The sequence below is a fragment of the Sedimentitalea xiamensis genome (assembly GCF_030164465.1).
Taxonomy (GTDB): Bacteria; Pseudomonadota; Alphaproteobacteria; order Rhodobacterales; family Rhodobacteraceae; genus Sedimentitalea; species Sedimentitalea xiamensis.
In genome coordinates, this window is the sequence record NZ_JASNJE010000007.1 from 156,430 (window position 1) to 174,257 (window position 17,828).

21 protein-coding genes are annotated in these 17,828 nt (G+C 62.3%); 13 read left to right on the top strand and 8 right to left on the bottom strand.

What is annotated here, in order from left to right; genetic code table 11:
- Window positions 1-76: 76 nt before the first annotated feature.
- Entirely contained in the window at window positions 77-520 is a 444-nt protein-coding gene (locus QO034_RS08455) for a phasin, PhaP (protein WP_284485076.1), read from the bottom strand.
- Here QO034_RS08455 and QO034_RS08460 point away from each other — a divergent pair.
- A complete protein-coding gene (locus QO034_RS08460; RefSeq protein ID WP_284485113.1) occupies window positions 480-677 on the top strand; it encodes a hypothetical protein in 198 nt (65 codons plus the stop codon). The two genes, QO034_RS08455 and QO034_RS08460, sit on opposite strands and share 41 nt — an antisense overlap.
- Here the strand turns inward: QO034_RS08460 and QO034_RS08465 are convergent.
- The gene (locus QO034_RS08465) at window positions 641-2,455 is read right to left on the bottom strand and encodes a PHA/PHB synthase family protein (RefSeq protein WP_284485077.1); all 1,815 of its coding nucleotides are present in this window, start codon (window positions 2,453-2,455) and stop codon (window positions 641-643) included. The two genes, QO034_RS08460 and QO034_RS08465, sit on opposite strands and share 37 nt — an antisense overlap.
- Before the next feature lie 118 nt (window positions 2,456-2,573).
- Between QO034_RS08465 and phaZ the strand changes: the two genes are divergently transcribed.
- On the top strand, window positions 2,574-3,848 hold the full coding sequence (gene phaZ, locus QO034_RS08470) for a polyhydroxyalkanoate depolymerase (protein WP_284485078.1): 1,275 nt from the start codon (window positions 2,574-2,576) through the stop codon (window positions 3,846-3,848).
- Window positions 3,849-3,862: 14 nt separating this feature from the next.
- A complete protein-coding gene (locus QO034_RS08475) occupies window positions 3,863-4,441 on the top strand; it encodes a DUF6151 family protein (RefSeq protein WP_284485079.1) in 579 nt (192 codons plus the stop codon).
- Here the strand turns inward: QO034_RS08475 and QO034_RS08480 are convergent.
- The 3 genes from QO034_RS08480 to QO034_RS08490 form a co-directional block, all read right to left on the bottom strand.
- Window positions 4,432-5,088, bottom strand: a complete 657-nt coding sequence (locus tag QO034_RS08480; protein ID WP_284485110.1) for a hypothetical protein — start codon at window positions 5,086-5,088, stop codon at window positions 4,432-4,434. The two genes, QO034_RS08475 and QO034_RS08480, sit on opposite strands and share 10 nt — an antisense overlap.
- Window positions 5,089-5,105: 17 nt before the next feature.
- Entirely contained in the window at window positions 5,106-5,534 is a 429-nt protein-coding gene (locus tag QO034_RS08485) for a VOC family protein (RefSeq protein WP_284485080.1), read from the bottom strand.
- Between the two features lie 65 nt (window positions 5,535-5,599).
- A complete protein-coding gene (locus QO034_RS08490; RefSeq protein WP_284485081.1) occupies window positions 5,600-6,352 on the bottom strand; it encodes an alpha/beta fold hydrolase in 753 nt (250 codons plus the stop codon).
- 223 nt (window positions 6,353-6,575) lie between these two features.
- On the opposite strand from QO034_RS08490, the gene thrS reads away from it, so the two are divergent.
- The 5 genes from thrS to QO034_RS08515 all read left to right on the top strand — a co-directional run bounded on the left by thrS (window position 6,576) and on the right by QO034_RS08515 (window position 11,243).
- Window positions 6,576-8,522 carry a threonine--tRNA ligase gene (gene thrS, locus QO034_RS08495; protein WP_284485082.1) on the top strand — a complete coding sequence of 649 codons (1,947 nt, stop codon included), beginning with the start codon at window positions 6,576-6,578 and terminating at the stop codon, window positions 8,520-8,522.
- A gap of 200 nt (window positions 8,523-8,722) precedes the next feature.
- On the top strand, window positions 8,723-9,025 hold the full coding sequence (locus QO034_RS08500) for a BufA1 family periplasmic bufferin-type metallophore (protein ID WP_284485083.1): 303 nt from the start codon (window positions 8,723-8,725) through the stop codon (window positions 9,023-9,025).
- A 56-nt stretch (window positions 9,026-9,081) separates the two neighbouring features.
- Entirely contained in the window at window positions 9,082-9,939 is an 858-nt protein-coding gene (gene bufB / locus QO034_RS08505) for an MNIO family bufferin maturase (RefSeq protein ID WP_284485084.1), read from the top strand.
- Window positions 9,936-10,691: an HvfC/BufC N-terminal domain-containing protein gene (locus QO034_RS08510; RefSeq protein WP_284485085.1), complete on the top strand. Its 756-nt coding sequence runs from the start codon at window positions 9,936-9,938 to the stop codon at window positions 10,689-10,691. Before bufB ends, QO034_RS08510 begins: the two co-directional genes overlap by 4 nt.
- A 3-nt stretch (window positions 10,692-10,694) precedes the next feature.
- Window positions 10,695-11,243, top strand: a complete 549-nt coding sequence (locus QO034_RS08515) for a DoxX family protein (RefSeq protein ID WP_284485086.1) — start codon at window positions 10,695-10,697, stop codon at window positions 11,241-11,243.
- Between the two features lie 39 nt (window positions 11,244-11,282).
- On the opposite strand, the gene QO034_RS08520 is transcribed toward QO034_RS08515, so the two are convergent.
- Window positions 11,283-11,600 carry an ArsC/Spx/MgsR family protein gene (locus tag QO034_RS08520; RefSeq protein WP_284485111.1) on the bottom strand — a complete coding sequence of 106 codons (318 nt, stop codon included), beginning with the start codon at window positions 11,598-11,600 and terminating at the stop codon, window positions 11,283-11,285.
- A 215-nt stretch (window positions 11,601-11,815) separates the two neighbouring features.
- Between QO034_RS08520 and QO034_RS08525 the strand changes: the two genes are divergently transcribed.
- Window positions 11,816-12,022, top strand: a complete 207-nt coding sequence (locus QO034_RS08525; RefSeq protein WP_284485087.1) for a cold-shock protein — start codon at window positions 11,816-11,818, stop codon at window positions 12,020-12,022.
- Window positions 12,023-12,204: 182 nt separating this feature from the next.
- Here QO034_RS08525 and thyX read toward each other — a convergent pair whose 3' ends face one another.
- A complete protein-coding gene (thyX, locus tag QO034_RS08530; protein WP_284485088.1) occupies window positions 12,205-13,107 on the bottom strand; it encodes an FAD-dependent thymidylate synthase in 903 nt (300 codons plus the stop codon).
- A 186-nt stretch (window positions 13,108-13,293) separates the two neighbouring features.
- On the opposite strand from thyX, the gene QO034_RS08535 reads away from it, so the two are divergent.
- The 4 genes from QO034_RS08535 (at window position 13,294) to QO034_RS08550 (ending at window position 16,821) form a co-directional block, all read left to right on the top strand.
- Window positions 13,294-14,181: a factor H binding protein domain-containing protein gene (locus QO034_RS08535; RefSeq protein WP_284485089.1), complete on the top strand. Its 888-nt coding sequence runs from the start codon at window positions 13,294-13,296 to the stop codon at window positions 14,179-14,181.
- Window positions 14,182-14,192: 11 nt separating this feature from the next.
- Window positions 14,193-15,617, top strand: coding sequence for a tetratricopeptide repeat protein (locus tag QO034_RS08540; RefSeq protein WP_284485090.1), 1,425 nt, complete (start codon window positions 14,193-14,195; stop codon window positions 15,615-15,617).
- A gap of 68 nt (window positions 15,618-15,685) precedes the next feature.
- A complete protein-coding gene (locus tag QO034_RS08545; RefSeq protein WP_284485091.1) occupies window positions 15,686-16,114 on the top strand; it encodes a VOC family protein in 429 nt (142 codons plus the stop codon).
- Window positions 16,115-16,131: 17 nt separating this feature from the next.
- Entirely contained in the window at window positions 16,132-16,821 is a 690-nt protein-coding gene (locus QO034_RS08550) for a DUF1194 domain-containing protein (RefSeq protein WP_284485112.1), read from the top strand.
- 438 nt (window positions 16,822-17,259) lie between these two features.
- Here QO034_RS08550 and QO034_RS08555 read toward each other — a convergent pair whose 3' ends face one another.
- Window positions 17,260-17,757 carry a MarR family winged helix-turn-helix transcriptional regulator gene (locus QO034_RS08555; protein WP_284485092.1) on the bottom strand — a complete coding sequence of 166 codons (498 nt, stop codon included), beginning with the start codon at window positions 17,755-17,757 and terminating at the stop codon, window positions 17,260-17,262.
- Between the last annotated feature and the right edge of the window lie 71 nt (window positions 17,758-17,828).

Genomic DNA, 17,828 nt, shown 5'->3' on the forward strand with positions numbered 1-17,828 from the left:
AAGGGCAGGTCTTTCGACCTGCCCCCGCGATTGCACCGGTTGGGAGGAGTTGGCGCAAATCGGCGTCTTGTGCGCCTTACTTGGCTGCTGCTTTCTTGGCAGCGGCGGTCACGTCGTTGGTGGCCTTCTTGACAGCGGCGGTCGCATCTTCGGTGATGTCCTTGCCGGCAGCCATCAGCAGTTCGACGGTGTCCATCTGCACTTTCTTCGCGATTTCGGCGAAAGCGGCCATATTCTCGGCAGCAACTTCAGCCGAAGCGGAAGCGAAATCGGTGATCGACTTGGCGTAGTCGGCCGGCTCGGCTTTCGCTTTGGACATTTCGCCCAGCTTGGCGATCGTGTCTTTGGTCCACTTGCTGGAAATCTCGGCGGATTTCTCGGCAGCTTCCAGAGCAACGCCGGACAGTTTCTCGTTCAGGGTTGCCTGAGTCTTGAAAGCGTCTTCCAGAGCTTTGGTGTCAACGGGGAAAGCGCCCATCATGTCTTTCATGACGGCGGTGAAATCTTGGGTCTTTGCCATGGTTCATGTCCTTTGTGTTCAACCGGGTCTGTCCGGTATCGGTTGTATTGAGGACAATATGCATGCTGCGGCGCGGCATTTCAAGGAAAAAATGCTGCGTCGCAGCAAAAACTGGAAAAGTCAACGTTTCCCGGCGCTTGCCTTCATGCGGACATAGGTTCCAGGGGCCGGAGCAAGCGACGGATGGTCCGAATCGCCAATGTCGCGGGCGGGAATTTTCTTACCGGACCGGTCCATGAGCCACCTTTCCCAGCGCGGCCACCAGGATCCTTCGTGGAAATCCGCGCCGTCCAGCCATGCCTTCGGATCGCCGGAAAGGTCTTCGTTGGTGTAGTGGCCGTATTTGTTCCGGCTGGGCGGATTGACGATGCCGGCGATATGGCCGGATTGGGTCATGATGAAGGTCTTGCTTTGCGACCCCATCATCTGAACGCCACGGTAACAGTCCTTCCACGCCGCGATATGATCGGTCTCGCAGGCGACGGAACACAGCGGAACATCGACATCCGATACTTTCAGCGTATGCCCCAACAGGTCGAACCCATCCTGGGTGAACCGGTTCTCCTGACACAAGCCGCGCAGATACTGAAGGGTCATCTTGGCGGGCAGGTTCGCACCGTCGCCGTTCCAGTAGAGCAGATCGAAAGCCGGCGGCGCCTCTCCCATCATGTAGCTGCGGATGGCGGGCGTGTAGACGAGATCGTTGGACCGCAGATAGCTGAAGGTCCGCGCCATGATGAAGGATGGCAGAATCCCCTTGTCTTCGACTTCCGCCTGGATCCCGTCAATGAAATCGTCCGTCAGAAACGGCGTGAATTCGCCCTGATCGCCGAAATCCGTCAGCGCGGTAAAGAACGTCGCCGATTTCACCGACTTGTCGCCGCGCTGTTTCAGCAGCGACAGGGTCATCGCCAGCGTAGTGCCGGCGATGCAATAGCCGATCGCGTTGACCTGCTTGACGTTGCAGATCGATTTCACCTCGCGGATGGCGGTCAGGTATCCGTCCTGGATATAATCCTCCATTCCGATGTCCGCATATTTGGAATCCGGGTTGATCCAGCTGACCACGAACAGCGTGTAGCCCTGTTCGGTGATCCACTTGATCAGGCTGTTCTGCGCCTTGAGATCGAGAATGTAGAACTTGTTGATCCAGGGCGGGAACACGACCAGCGGGACTTCGTGCACCGTATCGGTGGCGGGCTTGTACTGGATCAGCTCCATCATCTTGTTGCGGTAAACCACGTCGCCCGGAGTCGTCGCAATGTTGTTGCCAAGTTCGAACGCCTTTTCATCGGCAAGGCGCACGACGAGTTCGCCGTTGTTGGCCTCGAGATCCGAGATCAGGTTCTCCAGCCCGTCCACCAGGGACTGGCCTTCGGTTTCAAGCGCCTTTTCCAGCGCATCCGGGTTGGTCGCCAGGAAGTTCGTCGGCGCCATCATGTCGACGATCTGGGTCGCGAAATAGGTCAGGCGCTGCTTTTCCTTGGCGTCCATGTCCTCGACGCTGTCCACCGCCTGCTTGATCGCGTCGGCGTTGATCAGGTATTGCTGCTTGATGAAGTTGAAATAGGGGTGGCTGTCCCATAGCGGATTCGCGAAACGGCGGTCCTTCGGGCCGGGATCTTCCGGCGCTTGGAACTTGCCCTTGGCAAGCGTTTCCTGCGCTTCGGCAAAGTGTTTCAGCGACTTGCCCCAGTATTCCACCTGCTGCTCGATGATCTTGCTGGGGTTCTGGAAGGCCTGCGTCCAGTAGGCCTGTGCCGCCTTGGCGAACAAGTCCTGCTTCGGGCCGTTCAACGCAGCGTTGTGTCCGGTCTTGCGGGTCATCACATCGATCAGGCGTTTTGACAAAGCCTCGATCTTTCCGAGGTTTTCGGTAAGTCTTTCAATGTGTTCTCCGGACAGTTCTGGTGCGCTGTCTTGGGTAGTTGTCATTTTAACGAATCCCTCGTAATCTTGCTGCTATGCAGAATATCGTTGCTTGTAGTCGGGGGGCAAAGCGACGAATGGTCCGATCCCTCAGGGTCGAAAGAGAACGGATGGAGTCCCGACAATGCGCTACATGGTAACCTACGACTTGATGGAGACGGCGCGCAATACCAATCAATGGATGGGCGCGTCCGCACTGGCCCTTGCATCCTATCCTATCTTCAGCATGATTCCAAACCCTGCGCTCAGCTGGATCGCCGGCTGGGGCGAAGTGACCGAACGCACCTTTCAGCGCATGACCGTGAAACCCGACTGGGGCATACGGACATTCACCTGCGAGGACGGCATGGACCATCTGGTGAACATCGAGACGGTGGTCGAAAAACCGTTCGGCGACCTGATCCATTTCCACGTCCCCGGACGCGAGACCAAGCCGCGCAAGGTCCTGCTGGTCGCGCCGATGTCGGGCCATTACGCCACCCTGCTGCGCAGCACCGTGAAATCGCTTCTGGTCGATTGCGAAGTCTACGTCACCGACTGGAAGAACGCGCGCGACATCCCGGTGTCGGCAGGCAAGTTCGACATTGAGGACTACACGCTTTACCTTGTCAATTTCATGCGGGAAATGGGTCCGGACACCCATGTGATCGCCGTCTGCCAGCCAGCGCCCCTGACGCTCGCCGCCACCGCCTACCTGGCCGAGCAGGATCCGGAGGCGCAGCCCAGGTCGCTGACCCTGATCGGCGGTCCGGTCGACCCGGATGCCACCCCGACGGAAGTGACGGACTTCGGGCGGCGCGTGACCATGGGCCAGCTCGAGGAAACGATGATCCAGCGGGTCGGGTTCAAGTATCCCGGCGTCGGCCGCATGGTCTATCCCGGTCTCCTGCAACTCGCCTCGTTTATGTCGATGAATGCCGAACGGCACGGCAAGGCGTTCCAGGACCAGATCGTGCGCGCATCGCGCGGCGAGGCTTCGGACCATGACGCCCACAACCGGTTCTACGACGAATACCTGGCCGTCATGGACATGCCGGCGGAATTCTACCTGTCGACCGTCGAACGTGTCTTCAAGGGCCGCGAGATCGCCAGGAACGAATTCGTCGTGGACGGCCACAAGGTGGATATCGGCAAGATCACCAGCGTCGCCGTCAAGACCGTCGAAGGCGCGAAGGACGACATCTCGGCTCCGGGCCAGTGCATCGCGGCGCTGGCACTGTGCACCGGCCTGCCCGCCAGCAAGAAGGCCAGCCATGTCGAACCCGACGCGGGTCACTATGGCATCTTTGCCGGCAAGTCCTGGCGCGTGAACATACGGCCGCTGGTTCTCGACTTCATCGATGCCAACAGCGGCACCGGCGACAAGAAGCCCGCCAACAAGAACGTGGCGGCGGAATAACCGGAGCGCAGACGGTGGTTGACCGGAACGCCATTGTCTTTTCCTGCGACTGCGGTCAGATCCGAGGCACGATCAGCCCGGCCACATCGGCCTCGGGCATCCACGCAATCTGTCATTGCCGCGATTGCCGCGCAGCGGAACTTCATCTGAACCGGAAGGATCCGGACCCCCACGGCGTCGAGCTGTTCATGACGACACCGGACACTGTGCAGTTCGAACAGGGCGCGGCCAATCTGGCCATCTTGCGGCTCGGCCCCAGGGGCTTGCTGCGCTGGTATGCAAACTGCTGCAAGGTCCCGATGTTCAACACGCTGGCGAAGTCGGGCCTCCCCTTCTCTTCGATCCATACCGGCCGGCTTCAGGATGTGTCCGCCATCGGGCCTGTTCGGGTCGAGGCTTTCATTCCGCAATCGGGCGGCGCGCCGAAACACAAGGGATCGGCGTTCATGGCCTGGCGGCTCGCCGTCGGTCTGGGCTCTGCGCGCCTGTCCGGGCGCTGGAAACAGACACCGTTCTTCGACCTGGACACAGGCGCCCCCACCGCGCCGGTGCATGTCCTGACGAAAGAACAGCGGGCCGCGCTTTATACCTGATCCCGCAGCGACAGCCCCATGTCCAAAGGCGGGCCCGGAAATGCGATGCCGCGAAACGCCGGGAAATCCGCGTATCTTGCGCCCCTCCGGGCCGGCGGCTCCGGCGGCGCCTGTCCGGGGGCCAGCAACCGGCCGCGTGGCGCGATATAGCTGTCGATCCGGCGACGCGGCGTCGGGCGCCAGGACAGGTTGAAGGCGCAGAGCTTAGGAAAAAACCAGATTTCCGAATAGGCCAGGTGGTCGTGGAGCCACCAGGCAAGGTCTCTCCAATCGCGCCCCTGTTCATACTGGTCCGCGAACCAGGGGATCACGACCGTCGCGCCCGCAACACGATCCTCGCCCTGCCCCCTGTCCCAGATGTGGCATTCCAGCGGATGGTTGTTGCGCGCGCAGTTCAACCCGTTTTCGTTTCCGAATCCGTTGACCAGGGGCGAGCGATATCCGGACCGCACCGCGATCCGGCCAAAGGTTTCTTCCAACGGGTCCAGCAGGGTTTCGCAGAACGCCCGACCGGCTTCGATCGCCAGGTCCGGATTGTCGGGAATGTTCTGCAAGCCATGGAAACTGGCGATCTCGGAATAGAGAAACTCCCGCATGAAGAAATGGCGCGACAACCGGATCCGGCCCAGCGTTTCAAGGCTCCACATGCTGCGGGGCTTGCGCATCAGCCGTAGCCGTTCCAGCGAAAGGCGCCATCCGGGGACAGCGGCGCGAAGGGGTTGAAAGTCACCTCCCAGATGGCCCCGTCAGGCGCGCGGAAATATCCTGCGTGACCACCCCAGAAGGTCTCTTCCGCGGCTTTCAGAATGGTCGCGCCGGCGGCTTCGGCGGTGGCCAGCACCTCCGCCACCTCCGGCGCGCTTCTCACGTTATAGGCAAGTGTGATCGCGCCCTGGCCGAGATCGGCAACCGGCAGACCCATGTCGCGGGCGAGGTCGCTCAGCGGATACAATGCCAGCGTCTGACCGATCAGGTCAAAGGCGATAACCCCATCTTGCGAGGGCACGCGCCGCCAGCCGAGCGCTTCATAAAAGGCGGCGGCAGCCTCGATATCCTCTGCACCGAGCGTAGTCAGACTGATGCGTTGTTCCATTTTCAAACCTCGTTCTCGTTGGATCGGATCGGAACCGTCGCCGCCGCAGGCCCTGACCGACAGTTCTAGACACGCCCGGCCAGAACCTCGGCGATCGCGGTTTCGATCAGGCGCAGGCAGCTTTCGTCGGAAAACCGGTGGTCCGCGTCCTTGACAAGCGTCAGGCGCATGTCCGGGCAATCGGCATGTTCCAGCAGACGCAGCGCGGTGTCCACGCTGACCGCGGTATCGGCCGTGCCCTGAAGGCAACGCACCGGAAACGGCAGAGCCAGCGCATCCCGCAGCACCAGATGGTCGCGGCCGTCTTCGATCAGGCGCCGCGTGATGACATAGGGTTCCATGTAGTCCGACGGCAGTTCGACATGGCCAACCGTCTCCAGGGCCCGTTTCTGTTCTGCCGTGAAGCGGCGCCAGTATCCGTCCTCGGTGAAATCCAGCGCGGCGGCGATCGTGACAAGGCCCGCGATGCGGTCGGGAATCGCCCGCGCCAGCAACAGCGCCTGCCATCCGCCCATCGACGACCCGACGATGACCAGCGGTCCCTGCGTCAACCGCGTCACCGCCGCCCGCACGTCTTCGGCCCAGTCGCCGATGCACCCGTCTTCGAACGCGCCGCTGCTTTCGCCATGACCCGAATAGTCGAACCGCAGGAATGCGCGCCCCCGAGCCTGGGCCCATGCCTGAAGGTGGATCGCCTTGGTCCCCTGCATGTCCGATTTCAGCCCGCCGAGGAACACGACGCAGGGGCCATCCCCCGGCGAGAGATGATAGGCGAGCCGCCGCCCCTCCGGCGTATCCAGATAGTTTGTCGTGCTCATGGCCGTCTCCTGTCCTGGGACGATCATGCACGCGAATCCCGTGGCCGCAATCCGGTTCTTGCCGAACGGGCTTGCCGCGCCGCACGGCACCGCAGAAAACACGTCGACACGAATGCCCGGAAGCGCAGAGCGGTTGACAGCCCGCTCCGCTCCGGCCAAACAGCGATCGCAAATAACCCGCAACCGGGCGTTCAGTGGGCGCCAAACCGACGAGGAGGCCGATATGGCTCAGATCTCTCTCACCCTTCCCGATGGCAATTCCCGCAGCTTCGCGTCCGGGATCACCGCCGCCGAGGTCGCGGCCGATATTTCGGCCTCGTTGGCGAAAAAGGCGATCAGCGCCACGGTGGACGGCAAGCATTTCGATCTGGCCTGGCCAATCGAAAAGGACGCCAGCATCGCGATCCACACCATGAAGGACGAGGCGCAGGCCAACGAACTGGTGCGTCACGATCTCGCGCATATCATGGCCCGCGCGGTGCAGGAAATCTGGCCGGCCACCAAGGTCACGATCGGACCCGTCATCGAGAACGGCTGGTATTACGATTTCGACCGCGCGGAACCGTTCACGCCCGAAGATCTCGGCCTCATCGAAAAGAAGATGAAGGAAATCATCAACAAGCGCGATCCCGTGACGACCGAGGTCTGGGACCGCGACCGCGCGATCAAGTTCTACGAGGCGAACAACGAACCCTACAAGGTCGAACTGATCGAGGCGATACCGGGCGACGAACCGCTGCGCATGTATTGGCACGGCCACTGGCAGGACCTGTGCCGGGGGCCGCACCTGCAACACACCGGCCAGGTGCCGGGAGACGCGTTCAAGCTGATGAGCATCGCCGGGGCCTATTGGCGCGGCGACAGCAACCGCCCGATGCTGCAGCGCATCTACGGCGTCGCCTTCCCGAACAAGGAACAGCTCAAGGCGCACCTGCACATGCTGGAAGAGGCCGCGAAACGCGACCACCGCAAGCTGGGCCGCGAGATGGACCTGTTCCACATGCAGGAAGAAGCGCCCGGTCAGATTTTCTGGCACCCCAACGGCTGGACGATCTACACCGAGCTTCAGGACTACATGCGACGGCGGCAGCGCGACGGCGGTTACGTGGAAGTGAACACGCCGCAGGTGGTGGACCGCAAGCTGTGGGAAGCCTCGGGTCATTGGGAAAAATACCAGGAGAACATGTTCATCGTCGAAGTCGATGAAGAGCATGCGCGCGAAAAATCGGTCAACGCGCTGAAACCGATGAATTGCCCCTGTCACGTCCAGATCTTCAACCAGGGCCTGAAATCCTACCGCGACCTGCCGCTGCGGATGGCGGAATTCGGGTCATGCAACCGCTACGAACCCTCGGGTGCATTGCATGGCATCATGCGGGTGCGCGGTTTCACCCAGGATGACGGCCATATCTTCTGCCGCGAAGACCAGATCGAAAGCGAAACCGCGGAGTTCATCGATTTCCTGTCGCGGGTCTACAAGGATCTCGGCTTTGACCGTTTCAGCGTCAAGTTCTCGGATCGTCCCGAGGTGCGGGCAGGGTCCGACGCTATCTGGGACAAGGCCGAGGCGGCGCTTCTGTCGGCCACCCGCGCCGCCGGGATCGAACCGGAACTCAATCCCGGCGAAGGCGCCTTCTATGGACCGAAGCTCGAATTCGTGCTGACCGACGCCATCGGGCGGGACTGGCAATGCGGCACGCACCAGGTCGATTTCGTGCTGCCGGAACGGCTGGACGCGACCTATATCGGCGCGGATGGCGCAAAGCACCGTCCGGTCATGCTGCATCGCGCGACTTTGGGCAGTTTCGAACGGTTCATCGGCATCCTGATCGAGGAACACGCGGGCAAGCTGCCTTTCTGGCTTGCGCCGCGGCAGGTGGTCGTCGCGGCGATCACGTCCGAAGCGGATGCCTATGTGCAGGAGGTCGTCGCGGCCCTGAGAACCGCGGGCGTGCGCGCCGAAGCCGACATCCGCAACGAAAAGATTAACTACAAGGTTCGGGAACATTCGGTCGGCAAGGTGCCGGTGATCCTTGCCGTGGGCGCACGTGAAGTCCAGGATCGCACCGTGTCGGTGCGCCGTCTCGGCGAGAAACAGACCAGCGTTCAGCCGCTTGCGGATGTAACGAAGGAACTGTCCCGCGCCGCGACACCCCCCGATCTTCTGTAATATTCGCGGGGTGCGGCCGTCACAAACTGGTCGCACCCGTGCGAGCGGGTTGCAACATTCTGCGAAAACACATGTTTTTTTCCGATTTGGTCGTAACATGGGCTGACGGGCGCGTGAGACACGGGCTCGTGACTTCACCAGCCCCGGACACCACCATAGGCTCCGGGCATCGAAAAACGAAACCAACAAGGGAGATCGACATGTCCACCACCGTCAAGACGCTCACCGTCGCAGGCGCGGTCGCCGCTGCCCTGGCCGCGACGGCCACGACCGTTCAGGCGCAGTCCAAGGAAAAATGCTATGGCGTCTCGCTGGCCGGGGCCAATGATTGCGCCGCCGGTCCCGGCACCACATGCGCGGGGACATCGACCGTGGATTATCAGGGGAATGCCTGGAAACTGGTCGATGCCGGAACCTGCGAAAGCATGGAGCTTCCCGCGATGGCCGACGGCACGGAGCGCAAGGGTTCGCTGAGCGCGCTCGACCGCGACTTGCCGGCATAAACGGCGCACTGGGCGGGCCGGCGCAAGCCTCCCGCCCGCGACCCCACAGGCCCGCCATGCCGGACTCCGCGAAACCGCCCAACCACCTGCCCGACGCGCCGGGAGTCGGATACAAACCCCGTCACTTCGGCGACATCCTGAAACAGCCGCACCCCGTCGCGTGGCTGGAAATCCACGCCGAGAACTACATGGGCGACGGCGGGCGTCCGCTCGCGCAACTGCGCGCCCTGTCAGAACGATTTCCCATATCCGTACACGGCGTCGGACTGTCCATCGGCGGTGAAGCGCCACTGGACGCGGAACACCTCGCACGCCTGAAGCGCCTGGTTTCATGGCTGAACCCCGCCAGTTTTTCGGAACACCTGGCCTGGTCCACGCATGGCGCGGAATTCATGAACGATCTGCTGCCCCTGCCCTACACGCAAGAGACGCTAGGCCGCGTGGCGGATCATATCGACCAGGTGCAAATCGCCCTCGGCCGGCAAATGCTGCTGGAAAACCCGTCCAGCTATCTTGCGTTCGACGAAAGCACGTTCTGCGAAACGGATTTCCTTGCGGAACTTTGCCGGCGCACAGGCTGCGGCCTCTTGCTCGACGTCAACAACGTGTTTGTTTCGGCCACAAACCTGGGAATGGAGCCGCACGATTATGTCGATGCCTACCCGATCGATCAGATCGGAGAGATTCATGTCGGCGGACATGACGCCGAAACCGATCGCCACGGCGCACCGCTTCTGATCGACAGCCACGCGCACCCCGTCGCGGAGCCGGTCTGGGATCTGCTGGGTCACGTTCTGGCCCGTTCCGGCCCGAAACCCGTGCTGGTGGAATGGGACAACGATGTGCCGGAATGGCCGGTCTTGCGCAGCGAAGCCGAATGCGCCGCCGCGGCCCTCGCCGTCGTTTCGGCATGACCGTTTCCCAAACCCGGTTTCTCACCGCGCTGCTTGATCCTGCCGCCCCCGTTCCCGATGGGCTGGTGGATGCATCCGGCCAGCCGGCGGCCGCCCGTTTCAACGTCTATCGCAACAACGTCGTGGTGTCGCTGCGGGACGCGATCTGCGTCGGATTTCCGATCGTCACGCGCTTGCTGGGGCAGGAAAACATGGACGGTATCGCCCGGATGTTCGTGCGGGCGCATCCGCCCTCCTCGCCGCTGCTGATGCACTATGGCGCGGAGTTTCCGGACTTCCTGTCGGGCCTGCCGCAGCTTTCGCATCGCGGCTTCCTTCCCGATGTTGCCCGCCTGGAGCTGGCGTTGCGCCACGCCTACCATGCGGCGGATGCAGCGGGGCTCGACCCTGCGGCGCTGGCGGACACGCAATCCGAAGCCCTGCTGCGGTCACGGGTGACACTGGCGCCGGGCGTTTCGGTGCTGCGTTCCGACTGGCCGGTCTACGATATATGGCGATTCAACACCCAACCGGATGCCGCGAAACCGAGGCATGTAGCGCAGGATGTCCTGATCACGCGGCCGGAATTCGATCCGGCCCCGAACCTCCTCCCGCCCGGCGGCGCAACCTGGATCGCGGCGCTGATCGACGGCGAAACCGTCGGATCGGCCCTGGACATGGCGCAGCGCGACTGCCCGGACTTCGATCTGACGACCTGTCTGGCCCTGTTGCTCTCCGGAAATGCCCTGACGTCCCTGGCGCGGAAAGACTGAACCATGATCACATTGATGAAGATGCATAATTCGGTTTTCGACTGGCTGGACCGGAAGGCGGGGTTCATCCTGCCCACCCTGGCGAGATTCACCTTCGCGGCGGTGCTGGTCATGTATTTCTGGAGATCGGCCTGGACCAAGCTTGGCGACGGTCCGTTCGGCCTGTTTTCCCTGTCCGACGGCGCCTATGCGCAGATCTTTCCGCGCGCGATGGAAGCTGTCGGCTATGACAGCTCGCAACTGGGATTCTTTCACTGGATGGTCGCGCTCGCCGGGACCTGGGCCGAATTCATCCTGCCGGCGCTGATCGTCGTCGGTCTGTTCAGCCGCCTCGCGGCCATCGGCTTGATCGGTTTCGTCTTCGTTCAGTCGGCTACCGATATCGTCGGGCACGGCGCGACCGATGAAAAGACGCTCGGCGGCTGGTTCAACGGAATCCCCGACAGCGTGATTCTCGACCAGCGTCTGCTCTGGATCACGGTGCTCGCCATCATCGTGGTCAAGGGCGCGGGTCCGCTGTCCGCAGACCGGCTGACGGGTCGCTTGTCCTGAGCGACCCGCGCCGACCCCATGACGCGCGGCCTTGCCCGTTCAGGCGACACCGAGCGTGTTCTGGACGTCTGCCGTCCACCCCAGAAAGATTCGCTCCTCGGACACGATCAGGGGACGTTTCATGAGCGTCGGGTGGTCGCGCAAAAGGTCCAGCGGCGGGCGCGCACGTTCCGCGTCGGGCAGACCGCGCCAGGTGGTAGAGCGCGTATTCAACAAAGCCTGCCCGTAAAGATCGAATGCGGCCGACATCACATCCGGCGGAACGCCTTCGCTTCGGACATCGACAAACCGTGCTTCATTCAGTTTTTTCAGCGCCTTGCGGCAGGTATCGCAAGTTTTCAAGCCATAGAGAACCATGTGACCACTCCTTCCGGGTGCGCAAATATCCGTCATTTCGCCCCAAGGCAGCCCCTTTTTCTTGATTTTTGGCATGGCCGTGTAATCTTGTTACTCAGCACCTTCGACCGCGAAGTGCCCGTTCCGTCCCCTTGGCCCGGTCACAGGCTTCGGCATCGTGCTTTGGTATGCTCCGCGATTTCGGGGCGCAAATAACTGAGAAGGAGACACGGGAAATGCCGACTGGCACCGTGAAATGGTTCAATACAACAAAAGGGTACGGATTCATCGCACCCGATACGGGTGGAAAAGACGTATTTGTGCACATCTCGGCCGTGGAACGGTCGGGGCTCACAGGTCTCGCCGACAATCAGAAGGTCAATTACGACCTAGAGGCCGGCCGCGATGGCCGTGAAATGGCTGCGAACCTGAAACCTCTTTAACCGATTCCCGGTCGCGCCCCGCCCCGATACGGGGCGCGCTTTTCCGCCCGCCGCCCCTTGTCGGCGGCCGCGTCAAGTTCGCGGGACGTCAAGCCAGGCGGATCGGTCCATCATGGATCGGTGTGTTCGCGGCACCCCGTGCCCCGCTGCGTGGAGGGCCGGCATGGTCCGGTAGGGTGTGGCTACCGCAAGACCTCTTCGAATTCCCGCCATTCCCGCGCCGACATGCCCGAATTGTCCTGGGTCACGGTTTCGCCCTTCAGCATCCGGCGCAGGCATTCGACCATCTGAGCCGACATGGTGACAGACCCCATGCGGTAGTCCTCGAACGCCCGGTAGGCGGCGGGCACCCAATCCGCAACCATCTCGCAGATCGCCTCTGCATAGGCGCGGATCTCGTATTGCGCATGCGCGTCCGCCCGCAGCCGCAGGAAATGAAAAAGATTGTGCAAATCGACCTTCCAGTACCACTGGGTGTAGACATTGGCGGGAAGGTTCATGCGTGCCAGTTCCCGCGCCAGACCGATGCCATCCTCGTCGATCATCGACTGGTAGTTGTCATAGCACCGGGCCGAATCGGCCTTCAACATCTCCAGCACCCGTGCAGCGTCTTCGCCCGTGAGCACGTCGCCCCGGCCCTGATTGTTGACCACCGATTGCGCGTTAATGTGTTCCGGCGCGGGGATGTAGAATTCCCGGTCCAGGATCGAATAGCGGGCCGAATATTCGTTCACGTTCGCCGTGCGGTGCCGGATCCATTGCCGGGCGACGAAGACCGGCAACTTCACGTGCAGCTTCAGTTCACACATCTCGAACGGGGTCGAATGCCAGTGCCGCATGAGATAGCGGATCAGCCCCTCGTCGTTCTGAACGCTCTTGGTTCCCTTGCCGTAGCTGACCCGCGCGGCCTGACAGATCGCGGCGTCATCCCCCATGTAGTCGATCGCCCGGACGAAACCGTGATCCAGAACCGGGCGCGCCTTGTAAAGATGCGCCTCCATCCCCGGCGCGACCACGCGCAGCGTGGGCTGCGGATCGGACCGCAGAGCGTCGATTTCGGCCTGTTGTTCGGATGACAGCGACATGACGAATCCTTTCGCGGGAAAATCTTTCCGGGTTCTCGCTATATATTGCGCTGATCTTTGCGTGAACCGCAATATCCGGGTCACACATTCGCCACGTTAATCGCCTTTAACGTGTAAACGCGTTGACTTTTCTCCGCAGGCAACTGACCTTTCCGGAAAAGACCAATCAAAAGGTTGTTGAGGCAGATGAAGCGGTTTTTTCTCGGTGTCGCGATGGCGGCGACACTGTCGGCATGCAGCGGGGGCAACCCGTTTCTTGAAGATGACGATGGCGACGAGGTCACGGACCCTGTTCCCGTTGCCCCGGAAAGCCCGATCCCGGCGGCAGTGGCCAGCGATCTGGATGCGGCGGAATATATCCCGGACCCCAACAACCCGCACCTCGTGATCACCGGCGTCGCGTTCAACGGCACGCCGCTTCCGGTGGAATACATGCGGGCCGCGTCCCTGGATTCTCCCGGCGGACAATACCAGGCTTTCACCCGGCAGCCCGATGCCCTGAACACCCACACCACCGCCTATGCGCGCGCCGTCAGTGACGCGCAGGGGGTGATCGCAGTATCGGGCGGTCTGGACGGCTATTACAACGGCGGCGCGACCTATTCGGCCAGCGGGTATCAGGCGCCGACCCCGAACCCACAAAACGCCGACGTGCGCTACGACGGCGAATATGTCGGTTTGATGAACTATCCTGACGACGGCGCGGCCCTGCTGCCGGTCCCCGCCGGCACGCCCAGCGAACTCACACCCGGCCAGGCTGCGCGGGTCTATGGAAAAGCGCGGATCAATGCGGATTTCTCCACCAGTCGGGTCAAGGGCACGATCTATGACCGGACCTATGCGGCGCAAGGGGTGCCACTGGAGAATCTTGAAATCGCACCGACAGACATTCAGGCGGACGGATCCTTTGCGGGCAAGATCACGCAGGCCCAGGAAGAAAAGGGCGATTACGGAGGCGCCTTTGGAGGGTCCAACGCCAATTCGGTTGCCGGCGCCCTGTTTGCGAAAGATCACGTTCAGAACCTGAACAAGGTAGAGGAATTCGGGCTGTTCGTGCTTGAACGCAGCAACTGACGGAACGGCGGATGCCGGATTCCGCCCCTGGCCATGCGCCGCTTGACCGCCCGCGCCGTTTCGGGGTGCTGCTCGCGCTGCTGTTCTGTCTCTTCGGAACGATTGCCGCGGCGCAGGACGACCAGCGGGTGGAACTTGGGATCGACCAGGCCCGGAACCTGGCGATCCGGGCGCTTGAGTCCGGAGATCCCGGCTTTGCGATTCAGTTGGCAAAAGGCGTTCTGAAGGCCGATCCCAAGGATGCACTGGCCTATTACATCATTGCCCGCGGGTACGCCCGGCTGGACAATCCGACGCTCGCCCGCCGCGCCGCCGGCTATGCTTACCGCCATGCCGACGCGGGACCCGCGCGGTTCGAAGCAGCGCAACTCGCCGCGCGCATGGCTTTCGAGGGCGAGAATTACACCCTGTCGCAGATCTGGCTGCGCCGTACGGCCATTCACGCGCCGACCGATCGCGACGAGCAACTGGTGGCGCGGGACTACAGGATCCTGCGCCGGATCAACCCCTGGTCGTTGCGCCTGCGCGCAGAACTACAGCCGTCGGACAACGTGAACAACGGTTCGGACACGTCGCTCAATATCATCGACGGTGTGCCCGACGAGGGCACCATTTCGGGCGCCGGGCTGGCCCTGTCCGGCCTGATCGGATCGCTGGATATCGCACCCGGTTACCGGCTCCACAGCGATAGCAACAGCCTGATCACACTGGGCGCGCGGCTGTATTTGCAACGTGTTTCCCTGTCGAGCGGCGCCAAGGCCACCGCGCCCGACGCCACGGGGTCGGATTTCGGCTCGACCTATGCGGAACTTTCGCTGGCACATGCCTTCGCCCTGGGCCCCGCGGATGGCAGCGCGCAGATGGCGTTCGACCTAGCCTTCGGGGAAAGCTGGTATGGCGGCGAACGCAACTATCGCTTTGCCCGCCTGGGCGGCGAGCACAGGTCGGCGCTCTTCTCCACCGCGCGCCTGACCCTGCGCGCGGAGGCCGAGCGACGCTACAACGCGCGGTATCGGACCAATGATGCGCGCCTGCTGAGCCTGGGGGCCGACTACGGCAAGGTCTTCAAAAACGGCGACGTGCTCAACCTGGCGCTGGCATTGCAGGACGCGGATGCGGTCAGCATCAACGGCACTTATTCCACCGCGTCGATGCGGGCGAGCTACACGCTGGGCCGGGCGGTCGGGCCGGCACGGCTGTCGATGGGCCTTGTCATGGGTTACACGCGATACGACGAATTCCTGTTCAGCATCAACGGCGCGGTTCCGCGCACCGACAAGTCGCTTTATGGCGACCTGACCCTGATCTTCGACCGCTACGACTATGCCGGGTTCGTTCCCACGCTGCGGCTGCGCGGCGGACGCAAGGACTCCAATTTCAGCCGTTTTTCCGCGCGCGAGATGTCGCTCTCGCTGGGGATCAGCTCAAAATTCTGAAAACGGCCCGACCGGACTGGCCCTGCCGGCTGAACACGCTAGTCTGACAGAGATCACGGGAGAAACACATGACCATCAAATACCTTCACACCATGGTGCGCGTCGCCGATCTGGACAAGACCATGGCCTTTTTCGACCTGCTCGGATTGAAAAAGACCCGCCATTACGACAGCGAAGAGGGGCGGTTCTCGCTCATATTCATGGCGCCGCCGGGACAGGAAGACTGTCCGGTGGAATTGACCTACAACTGGGATGGCGACGATGGCCTGCCCAGCGACAGCCGCCATTTCGGGCATCTCGCCTATGGCGTCGACAATATCTACGAAACCTGCCAGCATCTCATGGACAACGGTGTGACGATCAATCGTCCGCCGCGCGACGGCCGCATGGCCTTCGTGCGTTCGCCCGACAATATCTCGGTAGAACTGCTTCAGAACGGCGACCCGCTGCCGCCGGCGGAGCCCTGGAACAGCATGGAAAACATCGGCCATTGGTAGCGCTGCGAGCCTTCTTGATGGCGGCGGGGCTTGCGAGTCCTGTCGCAGCGGCGGATTGCCGATTGGCGCTGCTTCTGGCGATCGACGTGTCCTCGTCGGTTGATGCCGCCGAGGACGCGCTGCAACGCAACGGGCTGGCCGCCGCCCTGATCGCACCCGAAGTGCAGGAGGCCTTTTTCGCCGCCGATCTGCCGGTCGCCCTCGCGGCCTATGAATGGAGCGGTCGGCACAATCAGGAGCTGCTGCTCGACTGGCGGCTGATCGACAGCCGCGCGGCGCTTCTGGATGTCGCGCAGACCATCGGCCGCTCGCGCCGCAGTCACAGCGATTTCCCGACCGCGATGGGCTATGCGCTGGGGTATGGCGCGGGCGTTCTGGGCCGGGCGCCCGACTGCCTGTTTTCCACCCTGGACATGGCCGGCGACGGCGAGAACAACGAAGGTTTTCCCCCCTCCGCCGCCTATTCCGAATTCCCGTTCACGGGGGTCACGGTGAACGGTCTGGTGGTGAATGCCGCGGATTACGAAGCCGAAGTCAACCTGATCGAATATTATCGCACCGACGTTCTGCACGGGCACGGCGCCTTTCTGGAGATCGCGCAAGGGTTCGAAGACTACGAACGCGCCATGCGCCGCAAGCTGGAAACGGAACTTTCGCCGCGTATCACGGGGGCACGCGACGGCATGCGGCCGGCAGCACCCGGCTGACCGCAGTTTGATCGGGCGTCATGTCTCTGCCGCTTCGGGTTTTCGACCGGAGTGCCAGGCGGTGCCGCCCGGCCCCGGCGGTGGCCGGAATGCGCCTGGTCGCGTTGGCGGCCATGCAAGGTGACGCGACGCTTCGGCTGCAATGGCCGAACCGGCGGACGGGCAGGCCGGGCGCCCCGGGCGACGGCGCATGCCTGCCTGAAAACCTCTCGGCGGATCGGGAAATCTCGACGCCGTCATGGCCGGCAAACCATGCGCGCTTGCGGGACTTCCGGTTCCGCACCGCCCCCGCTCCCAAGCCGCGGTCCGGTTCCGGCCGCCAAACGGACCAACGAATGGGGGCGCGCGCCGCCCGGCCCGCACCCCTGACAGGCCCGCTTCGGCCCGCCCTGCTCTTGTTTCATTGCCGCTTCCGCATCCGACGTCAGCGCATTTCCGTTAATAGATATACCGGATCTGGTCGGTCCAATACCGTTCCACGCGTTTCAGCGAACTGGTGATGTTGTCGATTCCGTCCACGCCAATGACGCCCTTGCCTTCCAGACCTTCGGCATGGCGGGAGAACAGATTGGCCACGACATCGCGGATTTCCCGGCCGCGCGGAGTCAGCTTGACCCGCACCGACCTGCGGTCGATCTCGCAGCGCTGGTGATGCATATACCCCATTTCAACCAGCTTCTTGAGATTGTAGCTGACGTTGCTGCCCTGGTAGTAGCCCCGGCTCTTGAGCTCTCCCGCGGTCACTTCGTTCTCGCCGATGTTGAAAAGAAGCAGCGCCTGAACCGCGTTGATTTCCAGAATGCCGACGCGTTCGAATTCATCCTTGATCACATCCAGCAACAGCCGGTGCAGACGTTCGACCAGCGCCAGCGCCTCCAGGTATCCGGTCATGAACCCCTTGCGGGTCACAGGCCCGACTTGCATTTCCATACTCATCCGTATCTCCGACTCGAACTTATCGTGTCAAAGACTGACGGCAAAAGCCGAAGAATCGGTTAAACCGAATT